The organism is Levilactobacillus brevis ATCC 14869 = DSM 20054 (assembly GCF_001433855.1).
Taxonomy (GTDB): Bacteria; Bacillota; Bacilli; order Lactobacillales; family Lactobacillaceae; genus Levilactobacillus; species Levilactobacillus brevis.
On record NZ_AZCP01000006.1, the window covers coordinates 98,799 to 114,662 of the forward strand.

Sequence of the window (15,864 nt, forward strand, 5' to 3'; positions counted from 1 at the left end):
CGTTAGTCCTTTTCACGTTCTAACAACCACTGATGTCCCCTGAAAATAAATAATATCGTCGACTGGCTTCACCATTAATATCAATCATAAGTGATTTATCAGGAATTTCAAGCAAAATACGTTATCATGAGGGAACTCTAATCTGTCTAGTCCATTCTTTCATTCAAATATAAATTCATTAATATTTTATCGAACATTAACCATTTAATCGTTCTCGGTATTCGCTTATTCCTGGATCAATAGCTTCATGAGCAATTAAATGTAACTCAAAACAAAATTCTGCAATACTGCCCAACGCTGTGTCGCAACTGGCTGATGGACAACCCAACGTAACCGTGAGGCCTCATTGGTAATCTGACCATTAGTCCCTAGAGCCCACATCCGCGCCATTGCCACTGACGTATCCGGCGTCCAAACATAAGTGTTGATACGTTGCTGAGCTGCCGCCAAAATAAATTCTTGGCTCAATGAAATCCGTTGAAATGAATAAAAGTCGGCTGGCACCGAACGCGGCGATACCCAATTAAATGGTGTAATATAACCGACTGGCAACCGCGGAACTTTTTGCTTCAACCGTGTGACTACCCGATAGTCTAGCGAGTGAACGGCATCATGGTCGTGGATCAGTCGCTGACCATATTGACTGGCAAACCGTTGAATCATATGGGGCGTATCTTGTGGCGTTGTTTTCATCTCTACTAAGAGTCGCTGATGTTTGGCTTCTGCCGCTCTTAAGTACGTTTCCCAGCCAACTAAGTGATCCCGATAACCGTTCTCGCGAACGACTAGCCGCTGTAGTTGCTTTAGCGTTAAGTCATGTGGCGTCACTGAGCGTTGCGCTAATTGCTGTAGGTTTTCATCATGTAAGACGACCCAGTGACGGTCTTTGGTCTCATGCAGGTCCATTTCAACATAGGCTGGTCGTTGTTTGCTAACATGTCGCAAAGCCCCCAGCGTGTTCTGAACGCCATGGCCCGCGTCTACTCCCCGATGACTAATAATTGCTGTCGCCATAAACTGCGGTTGCTGATTAACCGACTGCCAGGCATTTAGTCCACCAACCAGTACCAGCGAGATGAGCAAGCGCCAATCAGGCAGCCGCCATGGTGACCCAAAAGCGGCTGATTGCCCACCCGCTAGACGTAATACGCCAATGAATAACCAAACGCCAACTGCTGATAAAACAGCCCAGATCAAAAACGCCAAGCCCACTGTCATTGGCCGACTGAATGACTCCGGTAATCGAGAACCACTCCACCAGGCAACACCAACCAACAATTCCGCAGTGAACAGGCCTAAGAATCCGCCACCAATCCCCCACCATCCTGAGCGCCACCACCCTTTCTGGCACGGGGGTAATGGGTACGGTGCAATCCGGCGGAGAAATCGGGGTAAATAATACCCGCCAGCAATAGCCAACACCAGATAACCCATGATGGCAATTCCGCCAAGAACGTGCCGGTGGAGTCCCACAAAATTAATCAGTGTTGCTGGCAATCGCAACCGGACCAATAACCGGCTACTAAGCCCCCAGAGGCCAAAGGGTAAGGTTAATAGTGTCAGCCAAGCCATTGCCAAGCCCCATCGCCACCAATGCCGCCACACCAGCCACCATGTGGCTTTGACCGTTAAATTATCCCCTCGCCAGCTCGCCAAGACGCGGGTGATTTGCCACGCGACTAACACCACAGTAAGTACAGCGAGTCCACCAAACCACCCATACGTAGCCGGATTAGTTCCCACCAATCGCAAACTAGTTAATAGGACAACGACACCAGCCCACCCTGTTACCAACTGTTTCTCCATCTTCATCAGATCGTCTCCTGTCCACAAAAAAAGTCGGTTGGAACGTCTCCGTTCACAACCGACCATTAAATCAACCTAAGCTTTAGGTTTGTAAGTTGAAGCTGCCGAATGATCATCCAACGGAATGAAATCGTAAGCCAGTTCATCCTGATAGTGGAACTCTGACAACGCTAACTCAATCAAGCGATCAATTAAATCAGCATAGTTAATGCCAGTTGCTTGCCACAATTGTGGATACAAACTGATGTTGGTAAACCCTGGTAAGGTGTTAACTTCACCAACATACGGTACCCCATCCTTGGAAACCAAGTAATCAATCCGGGCCATTCCTTTGAGTCCTAATGCCGCATACGTTTGTAGACCCATTTGCGTAATTTCTTGGGTCAACTCATCCGAAAGCTTGACGGGCACTTCAAACGTCACACCACTAGCATCAACAAACTTGTTGTTATAGTCGTAGAAGACATCAGATTCTGGTACCCGAATGGCTCCTAACTTGGATGCTTGCGGTTGTTCATTCCCCAAAATGGAAATCTCAACTTCTTGCGGACCATCAATGGTTTGTTCCACTAGGACTTTATAGTCGTACCGGAAGGCATCAGCAACGCCGTCCAGATACTCCTGGGCATTACTTGCCTTGTGAATTCCCACAGATGAGCCTTGATTAGCAGGCTTAATGAAGACATTATCTCCAAGCCGCGACTGAATCGTCGCGTAGTCGAAGTCTGCCCGATTATCGGGCGTTAAGACAACATACTTGGTATTCCGAATGCCATGAGCCGTTAAGACCTGTTTCGTCATATCCTTATCAAAGGACACCGCTGATGCTAAGACGCCACTCCCCACGAAAGGCTTTTTCAGTAACCGGAAAAGCCCTTGGATGGTGCCGTCTTCGCCCAAATTACCATGAATAATTGGGAAGAAAACATCAATGTCCTTTGCCTGAGATAAATTCCAAATGGGTGCCAATGGGTTAGAAGCGTCTACTTTGGCTTGTTCCTCTGCCGCAACTGTTGCTTCATCTTCGCCGTCAAATACTCGCCGAGAAGCCGCATCACTAAGCACAAATCCATCACGCGTTAATAAGAATAAACTAACGTTGTAACGATCCTTGTCCATCGCATCGTAAATATTGTGCGCCGAACGCTTCGACACATCATGCTCCGAGGAATTACCACCGAATAATAGACCTACGTGTAACTTTGTTTTCGTTTCCATTTTGCCACTCATCCTATCGTATATATTTCGGTTAGCCTTTAGTATACCATTTCTAAATTTCTTTGAAAATCAAATTAACCTAAAAAATCGATAGTTGAGTTCAAATATTTTTGTAAAGACGCCGGTAACTCCGATTGTAGCCGTAGCGAATCCAGTAACCGTTTGCGATTAAAGAAGCGGTTCCACCCCGCAATCGTATCCGGACGCCGATGTAACGCCACTTGCTGTCGCCACTGTTTTAGGGACAGTAGGAGGGTATCTGCATATAACTGATGGCGATTTGCCAGTTCGGACAAATACATCGCCATTCGATCATTCTCGCCGTAAATCAAAGGGGTATTGAGCCGCTTAACCCGCTCTAATAAGGTCATCATCAAGAACAACTTATCAGCTCGGGGAAGCGCCTCAGTACCGGCCAAAACGGTTAATAAATCGGTAATGGCCGTAAAAGCATGGGCCCAGCCGTGCTGGTTAACAAACCCCCGCGTGTCCGTTTCTAAACAAAGATATGTCGCCGCTAAAATAACTATCCGACGCAGATCAGGTGTATGCGACTGCACATCCGGAGTCACAAAATGGAGAACGACTGCTAACATGGCTACTCGAGCAGAACGACCAAAAACAGCCGTGTTAGCTGGTTCTAAGATATGGCTAAACAGAGCATCTGGCCGACTCAATTCATCAAGCAAAAATGCCATCTGAGCAGAGTCTAATGCATCCTGTTGCAAAGCATCATACAAGGTAAAGTTAATGCCTTGATAACGCAAGGCCATATCCGTTGAAGATAGATGGGCGGTTAGTAACGTTAACTTTTCGTGAGTCAGTGTCACCGGAACATTTTGTTCTAATTGATGGCGAAGTTCTGCTAAAACATCCTTCACGCCATCCTGATCATCTGGTAACACCACAGCCGTTCGCCGCCGTCGCGGAATACCATCCATGAGTTTCCCCAATCGCGTTCCTAATGACTGGTACACGGCCCCATTTCTTACTTGCTCATTTAGGCCGCTTAATTGGCGCATTAGCTGCTCTAACTGTTCGTCCATCCAAAAACCTCCAACATCTTCATTGTGCCACTATTCTACCTTACCTGTATTAATGACTGGCTGTGAACCTCGCTCATTAATGATTGAGACCATCATATTATTAATTAACTGCAGCTTTTGATTATCCGTTAAGTGCAAATCCGTTTCCGCAGCCAGCTGCTCAATAGCCCCTTCCGTGATCGATACAGCACCTTCAACAATAATCTTACGCGCCGAAAGAATGGCTTGGGACTGTTGCCGCTGAAGCATCGCTGAGGCAATCTCTGTCGCGTAGGCCAAATGGGTTAACCGGGTCTCAATAATCTGAACCCCGGCAACCTCCAACCGAGCCTGTAACTCCTCAGTCAGGTGATTCGACACCTCCGTCGGATTACTCCGCAGCGTTAGTGCCTGATGATCACCGAAGTTATCGTAGGCGTACTCTGATGCCACGTGGCGAATGGCTGATTCACTCTGAATTTCCACAAACTTTTCGTAATCCTCAACAGCAAACAAGGCCTTGCTTGTGTCGACAACCTTAAACACGATCACCGCAGCGATTTCGACTGGATTTCCTTGTAAATCATTCACCTTTAAAATGGCACTATTAAAGTTCCGAACCCGTAATGATACCGTGGTCTTCGTCGTTAGTGGCACCGTTAAATACAGTCCCGATTCTTTAATTGTTCCAATGTAACGGCCGAAGAAGGTGAGAACTTTCGATTGATTAGGTCCAATAATCGTTAAGCTACTAGCTGCCAAAACAGCCAATACCACCAAAATAGCCCCTAAGACTCCCCATCCCACGACCGATAAGTAAGCACCCAATCCTAGAATCACTAATACCAGAATTAGTCCTAAATAACCATTGATATGGAAAACTGGTTTTTCCGTCATGTGACTCACCCCGTTTCTTATTAATATCTCTATTATACCCGACTCCACCCAAAACCACTAGATAACGGCAAGACCACTAAAAAAAGCCCGGATTACGACTAACCGCAATCCGAGCCTTAACTATTAATCTTCTTTAACATCAACAAACCATGCTGCCGCAGTGTCTTGCCCATTCAAAGCGTCAAAATCAGTCGCTAAGGCCGGATTAACTGCTGTTACCCGTCCAGAAACTGGACTAGGAATATCTGAAACCGCTTTGTCGGCTTCCACACTCAACAGGTTCTCGCCCTGCTTAACGGTGTCGCCTACGGTTGGCAACTTAGCGAACTTAATCGAACCCAATTCGTCTTGGCCTTCTGTTGTTAAGCCAATCCGTGTACCATCGTCAACTGCTTCGGTCCAGAAATACTTTACCATTCCACTCATGTAAAAATCTCCTTTACTTGAACGACTCATTTCGACTAAACATGTAACTCTTATAATGATACCGCATTGACATGATTAAGCCAATCCCAATCAGGTTCCCGATCAAAGCAGATCCCCCTTGACTGACAAATGGCAATGGAATCCCGGTCAATGGCAACAGCCCGATACTCATCCCAATGTTTTCAAAAACGTGGAATAAAATCATCATGATAACCCCAGTTGAAATATACGCATAAAAGACATTCTTGGTATCAAACGTTACTCGGATCATTTGGTAAATCAACAAGAAATACAGGAAGATCAAAACACAGCCGCCAATAAAGCCAAAGTTCTCTCCAATGACAGAGAAAATCATATCCGATTCTCGAACTGGTACATACACATGCGACACATTAAAACCAGTCCCGAAAATTCCACCGGACCCAACTGCTTTCATGCTTTGCCACAGTTGGTAGCCACTATCGGTCGTATCCTGTGATGGATGCAACCACGTATTTACCCGGGAAAATTGATAGGCTTTAAACCCAACGGTCTGTAGGAGTTTTTGCCCACCGGAAGTCGTCACCAAGGCTAATGCTGACCCACCAACGACGGCGATAAGCCCAAACGCTGGCGCAATAATTTTCCAAGTGATCCCGGAAACCAAAATAACCCCACCCACAATGGCAAAGAACACCAACATGGTCCCGAAGTCATTTTGTAATTTCAATAACACGGCGACCGGAATCGTCCACAAAATTAGCTTACCAATCAACGTCCAGTCCGAGCGAACCGTGTGTACCGGGTTAGCATTATTGTGTTCCGTCACCACCCGTGCCAGCATCAAAATAAAGGCTGGCTTCATCACTTCTGATGGCTGAAAAGTCAATGAGCCAATTGCAAACCAGCTCTTCGCCCCGGTATTAACAAAATACGCTCGGCTATAGAAGACCAACACCGCCAGTAACAGGAAAATACCAAGCCCATACAAAACCGGCGCTACCTTCCACAACTGTTCTGAATCAAATTGCATAATAATGATAATCGCCACGGTACCAATCACATACCACGCCAACTGCGAAACAACGGCCGACGTGATACTCGTTCCACTTGTATCGTGTTTTGCCGCCACGTAAATCGAAGCCAAACCAATCAACGCTAACATTAAGACACAAAAGATAATGCCCCAGTCAATTCGTGATTCTGCATCGCTTCGTTGTTCGGTTGCATTCTTTGCCACAATGAATTGCTCCTTAACTCAACTAAGATTTGTCTTCATTATAAAGGCCGAAGTGAAATTCGACGTTTCGCTTCGGCCAACTTTACTAAAATTTATTAACCACGATGGAGGTGGTAATCCCGCAATAAGAGTTCTACACCCTCATCGACAGATTTCACCCGGTAAACGTCGCCATCATTTAACTGCGCTTCAAATCGATCCTCAACTGGCGTTACCGTTCCAATTGTATCAGACCCAATTTTTAAAATAGACGCTTTTTGACCATCTGGGAGTTTTTGTTCATCAATAGTTACTTGCACGGATTTTTCTCGTTTACTCATGCCAACTCTCCTTTATTTATGGGGGTGTCGCTCAATTTCATCTAGTTGCATCGCTTGCCGATACGCTGCCTCAGCGGCCGTATTTCGTTTCAGGGTAAAGTGATCCGGCACGGGATCAATCCCACCGCGAACAAATGGCTGGCACCGTAAGATACGCGCCAATCCCATTAAGCTCCCCTTCAACGCGCCATGCTTTGATAAAGCCTGGACCATGTAAGTTGAACAGGTCGGGTAATACCGACAAGTTGGCGGGAACAACGGCGAAATAAACCGCTGATACCCCCGAACGAACCAAATCAGGATGTGTCGCACGACCAGCCCCCCTTTTTACTTATGCTTAGGCGTTATTTTCTTGGGCATTTTTGGTATCCATGTGTTCCAATAACACACCGGCACCTTTGGCAACATTATCCAATGGATCTTCAGAAATGATCACTGGAACCGTCAACCGTTCAGAGAAGAGCTTATCAATGCCATCTAACAAGGCACCACCACCGGTCAGCATGATTCCCCGGTCAATAATGTCAGCCGCTAATTCTGGCGGCGTCGTTTCCAAAACAGCCATTGCTGCTGCCACAATCTGTTCGACAGAGTCATGAATCGCCACTTCAACTTCGGCCGCGTTAATGGTAGTCGTGGTTGGCATACCGCTAACAGAATCCCGACCCCGAACTTCCATCGTCTTCTCTTCGTTACCAGGTTCTGGATAAGCCGTCCCGATCTTAATCTTAACCGTTTCAGCAGTTCGTTCCCCAATAATTAAGTTATGTTTGTGCTTCAAGTAATTAACAATTTCTGTGTTCATCCGGTCACCAGCCACACGAATCGACCGACTGGCCACGATATCACCTAACGATAAGATAGCAATATCACTGGTTCCACCACCCATATCGATAACCATGTTACCACTAGGCTTGAAGATATCCATCCCAGCACCTAAAGCGGCAACCTTAGGTTCTGCTTCCAGATAAACCTTGGCCCCGCCAGACTTTTCAGCAGCTTGAACGATGGCCTTTCGTTCGATTTCAGTAATGTTCGTTGGTGCACAGATCATAATATTAGGCTTAGATAAGAAGCCCTTTACGCTTAATTTCGTGATGAAATAGGAGAGCATGGCTTCAGTGATATCGAAATCGGAGATAACGCCGTCCTTTAAGGGACGAATTGCCCGAATATTGCCGGGAGTCCGACCAACCATCCGGTACGCTTCAGAGCCCACCGCTAATACCTTATCAGTCTTCGTGTCAATTGCGACGACTGATGGTTCATTTAATACGATTCCCTTACCGACCACGTAGATTAATACGTTCGCCGTTCCTAGGTCAATGCCAATGTCTTTCGCCATACTTATGTGTCCTCCTGAGTTTTAATGCCAATTTTCAACATTTCATTATACCATAAACTGCCACAACTCTAAATAGCTCGTCGCTAGACCAAATAAAAAGGTGGCCAGTACATGCCACCTCAGCTTTGCTAATTATTGATGTGCGAATTCTTTAAAACGACGGCATCGTTGTCAGGTGCAGATACCCGTTTCACTTCTGCTCCTAACTCGGCCAACTTCTTATGGAAGTCATAGTAGCCTCGATCTAAGTATTTTAAATTCGTCACTTGCGTGTAACCGTCAGCAACCAGTCCCGCTAAAACCAATGCAGCAGCAGCCCGTAAATCAGTTGCGGCAACTTCAGCACCATTAAAATCAGTTGGTCCGTGCATCACAACCGTCCGACCATTTACTTGATACTGGGCATTCATCCGTCGAAGTTCCTCAAGATGCATGAACCGGTTTTCAAACACCGTTTCAGTCATCGTACTGGTTCCTTCAGCGGCTAATTGTAAGATGGTCATCTGTGGTTGCATATCGGTTGGAAAGCCCGGATATGGCAGCGTCTTCACATCCGTTGGTTGTAAGCGATCTGGTCCAATAACCCGGATACCAGCAGCTTCTTCCGTCACTTGAACGCCCATCTCTTGGAGCTTAGAAATCAGTGGCTTGTTGTGTTCCACAATGCCATCCTGAATCAAGACGTTACCGTGCGTCAACGCAGCGCCAACCATGAAGGTTCCCGCTTCAATACGATCTTGAACCACACTATGTTCCGTACCATGCATCTGATCAACACCATCAACCCGAATGGTTTCAGTGCCAGCACCACGTACGTTAGCCCCCATCTTATTTAAGATGTTAGCCAAATCAACAATTTCTGGTTCGCGAGCAACGTTATCAATCACCGTTGTGCCCTTGGCCAAACAAGCAGCCATCAGGATATTTTGCGTAGCCCCAACACTTGGAAAATCAAGATAAATATGTGCACCTTGCAAACGATCAGCAAAGGCTTCGATATAACCATCATGCTGTTCAATCCGCGCTCCCAGCGCTTCTAGACCCTTCAAATGCAAGTCAATTGGTCGTGTCCCAATGGCACAACCACCTGGCAAGGCCACACGAGCATGACCCAAGCGCGCTAACAACGGCCCCATCACAACGATTGAGGCCCGCATCTTTGAGACGTACTCAAAGGGAGCTTCACTTGAGACCTGCTTCGTTGCGTCAATCGTCACTTCTCGTTTGGCTTCATCAAAGTCAACCTTTAAATTCAAGAAGCGTAAGACCTTATTCATCGTATAGACATCAGACAAAACCGGAACATTTGCTAAATGGGTGATTCCATCCTGAGCCAAAATACTTGCTGCTAAAATTGGCAACACGGCACTTTTGGCCCCTTCGATATGAACCACACCAGATAAGCGGTTCCCACCATGAACGATAATTTTTTCCATGGGATACCTCCAAAAATTTTATGAGTCTACCGTAACAGGTAGCCCAGGTTACGAACGTTATTAATGAAGTCCAAAAAGAATGAGCTACAGCCAAACCCAACAGCAACCGCTAACATCACAATCAACACTCGTGATTGTCGTGGATAAAAGGTCATCAGTCGTTCAATATGTAACGCTGAAATCGCCCAAAATGCGAGGGCAATAAAGAACAAATGACTAATGATGGTTAGAATCCCCTGTAGTCCAACGAGTCTCATTTTCTCAATCCTTCCTAAACATTCTCACTAACTATAGCATAATTCTTTTCCCTTGTCCCTGAGAATGCGGTAAAAACGGCGTTTGTAATATTACAATTATTATATTCAATCAATTTAACTATCCAACCACTTTGTCATTATAACTAAAAAGGACCTCCCATTGTGGGAGATCCTTTCGTCAATTGCTGGTTAAAAACAAAGAACGTTTTTAATGCTTGGCAACGTTAATCCGGTTAACCGCACGCCGTAAGGCCACTTCAGCCCGGGCAAGCGTATCGGCATCATGTGCCTCTTGTGCCTTCTTAATCGTTGCTTCAGCCCGTTCCCGTGCATTCTCAGCACGGTTAACGTCAATATCGTCTTGACGTTCTGCACTATCCGCAACAATGGTCGCTACATTGCCAGAAAATTCCAAGAAACCACCATTAACGGCAATTTCATCTTCATTTTCTCCACGTTTAACCCGTGCTTCTTCCACTTCAAGTGAAGCAATCACGGGAACGTGATTCGGCATAATCCCTAATTGCCCACTTTTAGTGGTCACAATTAACAGATCGCCTTGTTCATTGTAGACTTGACCATCAGGAGTAACGATACTAACAGATAACACTGATTGATTATCAGCCAATTAGAATCCCTCCCTAGTTGTTGGCAACGGCGTCATTCATTTGCTTAGCCTTTTCTACAGCGTCTTCAATGGCACCGCAGTTCCGGAAAGCATCTTCTGGTAAGTCATCGTACTTACCATCTAAGATACCCTTAAAACTCCGGATTGTATCTTCAAGCTTAACGTACTTCCCGTCCATACCCGTAAACTGTGAAGCCACAGAGAATGGTTGTGACAAGAAGAATTGAATCCGCCGCGCCCGTTGAACAATCGTTTGTTCTTCATCAGATAATTCATCCATCCCAAGGATTGAGATGATATCTTGCAATTCATGATACCGTTGCAACACGTGTTGCACTTCGGTAGCCACGTCATAGTGTTCTTGACCGATGATTTCAGGGGCCAAGGCCGTTGACGTTGATGCCAATGGGTCCACGGCTGGGTAGATCCCTTGTTGTGTCAACGCACGTTCCAAGTTGGTCGTTGCATCCAAATGGGCGAACGTCGTCGCAGGGGCAGGGTCGGTATAGTCATCGGCAGGCACATAAACGGCCTGAATTGACGTAATTGACCCCTTCTTCGTTGACGTAATCCGTTCCTGTAACTGACCCATTTCAGTAGCCAACGTTGGTTGGTAACCAACGGCTGAAGGAATCCGACCCAAGAGGGCAGAAACTTCAGAACCGGCTTGCGTAAACCGGAAAATGTTATCGATAAAGAGCAACACATCTTGGCCCTTCACATCACGGAAGTATTCCGCAATGGTCAAACCAGTCAAGGCAACTCGCATCCGGGCACCAGGGGGTTCGTTCATTTGACCATAAACCATGGCCGTCTGCTTTAGAACCCCAGAACCTTTCATTTCCCAGTACATGTCGTTACCTTCACGGGTCCGTTCACCAACACCGGTGAAGACGGAAATCCCGTTATGGCCTTGGGCAATGTTATGGATTAATTCTTGAATTAAAACGGTCTTACCAACACCGGCACCACCGAACAACCCAATCTTCCCACCACGAACGTAAGGTTCGAGTAAGTCAATCACCTTAATCCCAGTTTCTAGGATTTCAGTTGTAGGGTTTAATTCGTCATACTTTGGTGCATCACGGTGAATTGGCATCCGTTCAGCGTCTGGTCCAAATTCGGCACCGCCGTCAATTGGATCCCCGAGCACGTTGAACACCCGACCAAGGGTATCGTCACCGACTGGAACAGAAATCGAAGCACCAGTGTTTTCGACTTCCAATCCTCGGCGAAGACCATCGGTACCGTCCATGGCAATGGTCCGCATAACCCCGTCACCTAATTCCAAGGCAACTTCGGTTACAAGGACACTACCATCATCTTTTTTGATGTTAAGGGCAGTGTTGATGTCAGGTAATTCATCGTTCAACGGGAATTCAACGTCAACAACAGGTCCGATAACTTGAACAATTTTACCAGCACTCATTATTCGTTAATTCTTCCCGTCATTAATTATTTAAGGCTTCCTGACCACCAGTAATTTCGGTGATTTCAGTCGTAATCGCTGCTTGTCGTGCACGGTTATAGTGCAGTTGCAACGTTGCAATCAAATCATCAGCATTATCCGTGGCGGACTGCATCGCATTGGTACTTGATGCATGTTCGGCAGTCTTTGCGTCCAAGATCGCACCATAAACCAAGCTTTCTGCGTACTGTGGCAGAACGACTTGTAACACTTCTTCTTCAGAAGGTTCCGTGTCGTATTCAGCAGTCAATGGCGCTGCTTGGGTGTCCTTAGCCGCATCAGTTGACATTGTTTCCTTATCAACTGGCAACATTTTTTCAGCCCGAAAACGGGATGAAATCCGGTTAACAAAGTGGTTGTAGCAGACGAAGAGTTCATCGAAAACTTCGTTGTTGAACATGGTGGTAACGGTCTTAACAATTTCCCGAACTTCATTAAATTCTGGAACGTCACTGACCCCACGATATTCATAAGCCACATTAACACCCCGGTGCTTGTAAAAATCCGCACCAGTTCCCCCAACGGCTAACACCATGTAGTCGTCTGGATTAGGTGTCCGTTCTTTAATGAACACATTTGTATCCCGTAAAACGCTGCTATTATAGCTTCCCACCATACCACGATCGGAGGTGATTACCAAATAAGCGGTTTTCTTTACCGGACGGTTCGACTGTAGGCTACTTGAGGAATTATCCAACAGATGAGACTGCGAAAGATGCATGACGACAGCCTTAACTTTAGAAACATAGTCTTGGTAGCCGACTGCTTGTTTCTGAATCTTATTTAACTTCGCCGTCGAAACCATGTGCATTGCCGACGTAATCTGCCGGGTTGCTTTCGTGGAATTAATTCGACGTTGAACGTCATGAATTGATTCAGCCATTATTTCTCACCATCCTTCCTTCAAGTAATCTTAATCAGCCGTTTGGGCTGCCGTATCATCTGCTTCGGCAGTTGGTTGGAACATCCCATCGAATTCCTTGATTGCGTCTTCCAGTGTGTTGCCTTCTGGCAAGTTTCCAGTCGTCGTAATCGAATCTTCAAGGTCCTTGTGACTAGCGTCCATGTAATCAAACAATTCGTTTTGATAACGTAAAACGTCAGCAACTTCCAACTTGTCCAAATGACCATGAGTCAAAGCAAACAAGATAATAACTTCCTTAGCAACTGGAACAGATTCATGCAAGCCTTGCTTCAAGACTTCCACAGTCCGTTCCCCACGTGCTAACCGTGCTTGCGTAGCGGCATCCAAATCAGAGCCAAATTGAGCGAATGATTCCAGTTCCTTGTAGGCGGACAAGTCCAACCGCAAAGTCCCGGCAACCTTCTTCATGGCCTTGATCTGAGCGTCCCCACCAACCCGAGAAACGGAAGTCCCGGCATCCATGGCTGGCCGAACACCTGAATAGAAGGAATCACTGTTCAGGAAGATTTGACCATCGGTGATGGAAATAACGTTGGTTGGAATGTAAGCAGAAACATCACCGGCCTTGGTTTCAATGACTGGCAAAGCCGTCATCGAACCGCCACCAAGTTCATCGTTCAACTTAGCTGCCCGTTCCAATAAACGAGAGTGGGTGTAGAAAATATCACCAGGGTAAGCTTCACGACCTGGTGCACGCCGCAAAATCAAAGAAAGTTCACGATAAGCATCGGCTTGCTTGGTTAAATCATCATAGACAATCAACACATGCTTGCCATTGTGCATGAACTCTTCACCCATCGCTGCACCGGCATATGGTGCGATGTACAGCATAGGTGCTGGTTCGGAAGGACTAGCGGTAACCACGATCGTGTAGTCCATCGCGCCGAATTTTTCCAGCGTTGAAACTTGCGCCCGCACCGTTGAAGCCTTCTGACCAATTGCGACGTAGATACAAATCATATCTTGGTCTTTTTGGTTAATGATCGTATCGATGGCAATGGAAGACTTCCCAGTCTTCCGGTCACCAATGATCAATTCACGTTGACCACGACCAATTGGAACTAAGGCATCAATGGCCTTGATCCCGGTTTGTAGAGGTTCACTAACCCCTTGCCGGTCCATAACCCCTGGTGCTTTATGTTCAATTGGACGCGTCTTATCCGTGGAAATGTCCCCTTTACCGTCAATTGCTTGACCCAATGGGTTAACAACCCGGCCAATCAGTTGATCGCCAACGGGAACTTCCATGATTCGGCCAGTCCGCTTAACCGTATCGCCTTCAGTGATTCCAGTGAAATCACCCAAGATAACAATACCAACGTCACTGGCTTCGAGGTTTTGGACCATCCCATAAACCCCGTTGTCAAACAACAGTAACTCACCTTGTAAGGCATTGTTCAGACCGTGGGCCCGAGCGACACCATCACCAACGTAAGTAACCGTACCAGTTTCTTCAACTGAGATTTCATCTTGATAGCTTTCTAATTGTTGTTTAATTAGAGCACTGATTTCCTCAGCTTTAATGCTCATGAAAGTTTCACCTCTTTATCACCGAATTCGTTATGCGAGCAGTTGCTGCCGTAAACGATTAATTTTAGTTCGTAAGCTACCGTCAAGAATCGTGTCCGCAGCTTTAACAATAACCCCACCAATAACATCAGGATCAACTTTACTGCTTAAAACGACCTTTTCTGCCCCAACGCGCTTGGCGTAAACGGCTTCAATTTGAGACTTTTGTTCCGCGGACAGTTCAACCGCCGTGGTCACCTCAGCATAAACCGTGTGGTGCAGTTCATCATACAGCACTTGGAATTGATCGATAATATCGACCATGTTTTCCATGCGACCATAATCATAGACCATTTGAATCAGATTCTTGATATACGGTGATGCTTGCTTCAACAATGGTTGAAGTAACGCTTCGCGATCAGCAACCTGCAGGCTAGCGTCTGAGAGCATCGTGCTCAACTGTGGGTTGTCCTGGAAGATACGCCGAAGTTCTTGTAGCTCTGTGTAGCCTGACTCCAGTTGGTCTTTTTCGGACAACAAATCAAATAATGCTTGTGAGTAGCGCTTAGCTACCGTTGCCCTATTAAGACTCATGTTGCTTCCCCAACCCTTCGATATAAGAATCAATTAATGCCTTTTGATCGTCAGCCTTTAATTCTCGTTGAATGATCTTGGAAGCAATCTCAATAGATAAGTCCGCCACATCGTTCCGAGCATTTGACAAAGCGTCTTGCCGTTCTTGTTCGATGTCCTTTTGGGCATTTTGCTTCAACGTTTGGACGTCTGCTTGGGCTTGGGTCACGATTTGTTCCCGTTGCTGTTGGCCATTGGCCTTGGCATCGTTAACGATCGTTTGGGCTTCTGACCGTGAGCTTGCTAATGCAGCTTGACGCTTTTGAACTAATTCAGCAGCATCATTGCGGGACTTTTCAGCTGAGTCAATATCATTACTGATTTTGTCAGCCCGGTCCTGCATCATCTTAGTCACTGGCTTCCAAGCCAAGACTTTAATAATCCACATTAATAGTAAGAAACACACGGCGTAAAAGATCGAATCACCATAGTACAGGCCTTGACCAACCACTAAATGTGAGAGCATCTATTGACACCTCCTTTTACTATCAGATAGAAACATTATCGTCAGTTAAACTACTTGTTCATAACCATCAAAGCCACAACGAAGGCGATGATAGGCATGGCTTCAACAAGCCCAACCCCGATAAACATGTTCGTCCGTAATTGACCTGATAGTTCAGGCTGACGGGCCATACCTTCTAGCATTTTGGAAATAACGATACCATCACCTACACCACCACCAATAGCGGCTCCGGCCATAGCGATACCAGCTGCAATAGCTCCCATAATCTGTGTTTCCTCCTTAAAAT

Annotated in this window: 18 protein-coding genes; all 18 read right to left on the reverse strand. The window is 46.2% G+C overall.

What is annotated here, in order from left to right:
• Window positions 1–255: 255 nt before the first annotated feature.
• Complete coding sequence (locus tag FC61_RS11215; RefSeq protein ID WP_233995604.1) at window positions 256–1,812, reverse strand: glycerophosphodiester phosphodiesterase; 1,557 nt, start codon at window positions 1,810–1,812, stop codon at window positions 256–258.
• Between the two features lie 69 nt (window positions 1,813–1,881).
• Window positions 1,882–3,024 carry a D-alanine--D-alanine ligase family protein gene (locus FC61_RS11220; RefSeq protein WP_035465093.1) on the reverse strand — a complete coding sequence of 381 codons (1,143 nt, stop codon included), beginning with the start codon at window positions 3,022–3,024 and terminating at the stop codon, window positions 1,882–1,884.
• 74 nt (window positions 3,025–3,098) lie between these two features.
• Complete coding sequence (locus FC61_RS11225; protein ID WP_021742857.1) at window positions 3,099–4,070, reverse strand: DUF2785 domain-containing protein; 972 nt, start codon at window positions 4,068–4,070, stop codon at window positions 3,099–3,101.
• A gap of 30 nt (window positions 4,071–4,100) precedes the next feature.
• Window positions 4,101–4,946: an SPFH domain-containing protein gene (locus FC61_RS11230; RefSeq protein ID WP_024525520.1), complete on the reverse strand. Its 846-nt coding sequence runs from the start codon at window positions 4,944–4,946 to the stop codon at window positions 4,101–4,103.
• 123 nt (window positions 4,947–5,069) lie between these two features.
• Window positions 5,070–5,372, reverse strand: coding sequence for a glycine cleavage system H family protein (locus FC61_RS11235; RefSeq protein ID WP_035465092.1), 303 nt, complete (start codon window positions 5,370–5,372; stop codon window positions 5,070–5,072).
• Between the two features lie 13 nt (window positions 5,373–5,385).
• Window positions 5,386–6,591 carry an FtsW/RodA/SpoVE family cell cycle protein gene (locus FC61_RS11240; RefSeq protein ID WP_011668141.1) on the reverse strand — a complete coding sequence of 402 codons (1,206 nt, stop codon included), beginning with the start codon at window positions 6,589–6,591 and terminating at the stop codon, window positions 5,386–5,388.
• A gap of 95 nt (window positions 6,592–6,686) precedes the next feature.
• Window positions 6,687–6,911 carry a DUF2969 domain-containing protein gene (locus tag FC61_RS11245; protein ID WP_011668142.1) on the reverse strand — a complete coding sequence of 75 codons (225 nt, stop codon included), beginning with the start codon at window positions 6,909–6,911 and terminating at the stop codon, window positions 6,687–6,689.
• A 12-nt stretch (window positions 6,912–6,923) separates the two neighbouring features.
• A complete protein-coding gene (yidD, locus tag FC61_RS11250) occupies window positions 6,924–7,223 on the reverse strand; it encodes a membrane protein insertion efficiency factor YidD (RefSeq protein WP_011668143.1) in 300 nt (99 codons plus the stop codon).
• A 25-nt stretch (window positions 7,224–7,248) separates the two neighbouring features.
• Window positions 7,249–8,256, reverse strand: a complete 1,008-nt coding sequence (gene mreB / locus FC61_RS11255; protein WP_021742853.1) for a rod shape-determining protein — start codon at window positions 8,254–8,256, stop codon at window positions 7,249–7,251.
• 128 nt (window positions 8,257–8,384) lie between these two features.
• The gene (murA, locus tag FC61_RS11260; protein ID WP_021742852.1) at window positions 8,385–9,692 is read right to left on the reverse strand and encodes a UDP-N-acetylglucosamine 1-carboxyvinyltransferase; all 1,308 of its coding nucleotides are present in this window, start codon (window positions 9,690–9,692) and stop codon (window positions 8,385–8,387) included.
• 26 nt (window positions 9,693–9,718) lie between these two features.
• Complete coding sequence (locus FC61_RS11265; RefSeq protein ID WP_011668146.1) at window positions 9,719–9,949, reverse strand: DUF1146 family protein; 231 nt, start codon at window positions 9,947–9,949, stop codon at window positions 9,719–9,721.
• 208 nt (window positions 9,950–10,157) lie between these two features.
• Window positions 10,158–10,577, reverse strand: coding sequence for a F0F1 ATP synthase subunit epsilon (locus FC61_RS11270; protein ID WP_021742851.1), 420 nt, complete (start codon window positions 10,575–10,577; stop codon window positions 10,158–10,160).
• 13 nt (window positions 10,578–10,590) lie between these two features.
• Window positions 10,591–12,006 carry a F0F1 ATP synthase subunit beta gene (gene atpD, locus FC61_RS11275; protein ID WP_021742850.1) on the reverse strand — a complete coding sequence of 472 codons (1,416 nt, stop codon included), beginning with the start codon at window positions 12,004–12,006 and terminating at the stop codon, window positions 10,591–10,593.
• Between the two features lie 22 nt (window positions 12,007–12,028).
• Entirely contained in the window at window positions 12,029–12,928 is a 900-nt protein-coding gene (locus FC61_RS11280; RefSeq protein ID WP_021742849.1) for a F0F1 ATP synthase subunit gamma, read from the reverse strand.
• A 30-nt stretch (window positions 12,929–12,958) separates the two neighbouring features.
• The gene (atpA, locus tag FC61_RS11285; protein ID WP_021742848.1) at window positions 12,959–14,500 is read right to left on the reverse strand and encodes a F0F1 ATP synthase subunit alpha; all 1,542 of its coding nucleotides are present in this window, start codon (window positions 14,498–14,500) and stop codon (window positions 12,959–12,961) included.
• Between the two features lie 30 nt (window positions 14,501–14,530).
• The gene (atpH, locus tag FC61_RS11290; protein ID WP_011668151.1) at window positions 14,531–15,073 is read right to left on the reverse strand and encodes an ATP synthase F1 subunit delta; all 543 of its coding nucleotides are present in this window, start codon (window positions 15,071–15,073) and stop codon (window positions 14,531–14,533) included.
• Window positions 15,063–15,578, reverse strand: coding sequence for a F0F1 ATP synthase subunit B (gene atpF, locus FC61_RS11295; RefSeq protein ID WP_021742847.1), 516 nt, complete (start codon window positions 15,576–15,578; stop codon window positions 15,063–15,065). The genes atpH and atpF overlap by 11 nt, the downstream gene beginning before the upstream one ends.
• A gap of 50 nt (window positions 15,579–15,628) precedes the next feature.
• Entirely contained in the window at window positions 15,629–15,841 is a 213-nt protein-coding gene (atpE, locus tag FC61_RS11300; RefSeq protein ID WP_011668153.1) for a F0F1 ATP synthase subunit C, read from the reverse strand.
• Between the last annotated feature and the right edge of the window lie 23 nt (window positions 15,842–15,864).

Excerpts from the sequence above, each read along its gene's own strand:
- FC61_RS11235 (WP_035465092.1), bottom strand. The coding sequence starts at position 5,372 with ATGAGTGGAATGGTAAAGTATTTCTGGACCGAAGCAGTTGACGATGGT.
- atpD (WP_021742850.1), bottom strand. The coding sequence starts at position 12,006 with ATGAGTGCTGGTAAAATTGTTCAAGTTATCGGACCTGTTGTTGACGTT.
- FC61_RS11225 (WP_021742857.1), bottom strand. The coding sequence starts at position 4,070 with ATGGACGAACAGTTAGAGCAGCTAATGCGCCAATTAAGCGGCCTAAAT.
- atpE (WP_011668153.1), bottom strand. The coding sequence starts at position 15,841 with ATGGGAGCTATTGCAGCTGGTATCGCTATGGCCGGAGCCGCTATTGGT.
- FC61_RS11245 (WP_011668142.1), bottom strand. The coding sequence starts at position 6,911 with ATGAGTAAACGAGAAAAATCCGTGCAAGTAACTATTGATGAACAAAAA.
- murA (WP_021742852.1), bottom strand. The coding sequence starts at position 9,692 with ATGGAAAAAATTATCGTTCATGGTGGGAACCGCTTATCTGGTGTGGTT.
- FC61_RS11265 (WP_011668146.1), bottom strand. The coding sequence starts at position 9,949 with ATGAGACTCGTTGGACTACAGGGGATTCTAACCATCATTAGTCATTTG.
- mreB (WP_021742853.1), bottom strand. The coding sequence starts at position 8,256 with ATGGCGAAAGACATTGGCATTGACCTAGGAACGGCGAACGTATTAATC.
- atpH (WP_011668151.1), bottom strand. The coding sequence starts at position 15,073 with ATGAGTCTTAATAGGGCAACGGTAGCTAAGCGCTACTCACAAGCATTA.
- FC61_RS11215 (WP_233995604.1), bottom strand. The coding sequence starts at position 1,812 with ATGAAGATGGAGAAACAGTTGGTAACAGGGTGGGCTGGTGTCGTTGTC.
- FC61_RS11280 (WP_021742849.1), bottom strand. The coding sequence starts at position 12,928 with ATGGCTGAATCAATTCATGACGTTCAACGTCGAATTAATTCCACGAAA.
- FC61_RS11230 (WP_024525520.1), bottom strand. The coding sequence starts at position 4,946 with ATGACGGAAAAACCAGTTTTCCATATCAATGGTTATTTAGGACTAATT.
- atpF (WP_021742847.1), bottom strand. The coding sequence starts at position 15,578 with ATGCTCTCACATTTAGTGGTTGGTCAAGGCCTGTACTATGGTGATTCG.
- atpA (WP_021742848.1), bottom strand. The coding sequence starts at position 14,500 with ATGAGCATTAAAGCTGAGGAAATCAGTGCTCTAATTAAACAACAATTA.
- FC61_RS11220 (WP_035465093.1), bottom strand. The coding sequence starts at position 3,024 with ATGGAAACGAAAACAAAGTTACACGTAGGTCTATTATTCGGTGGTAAT.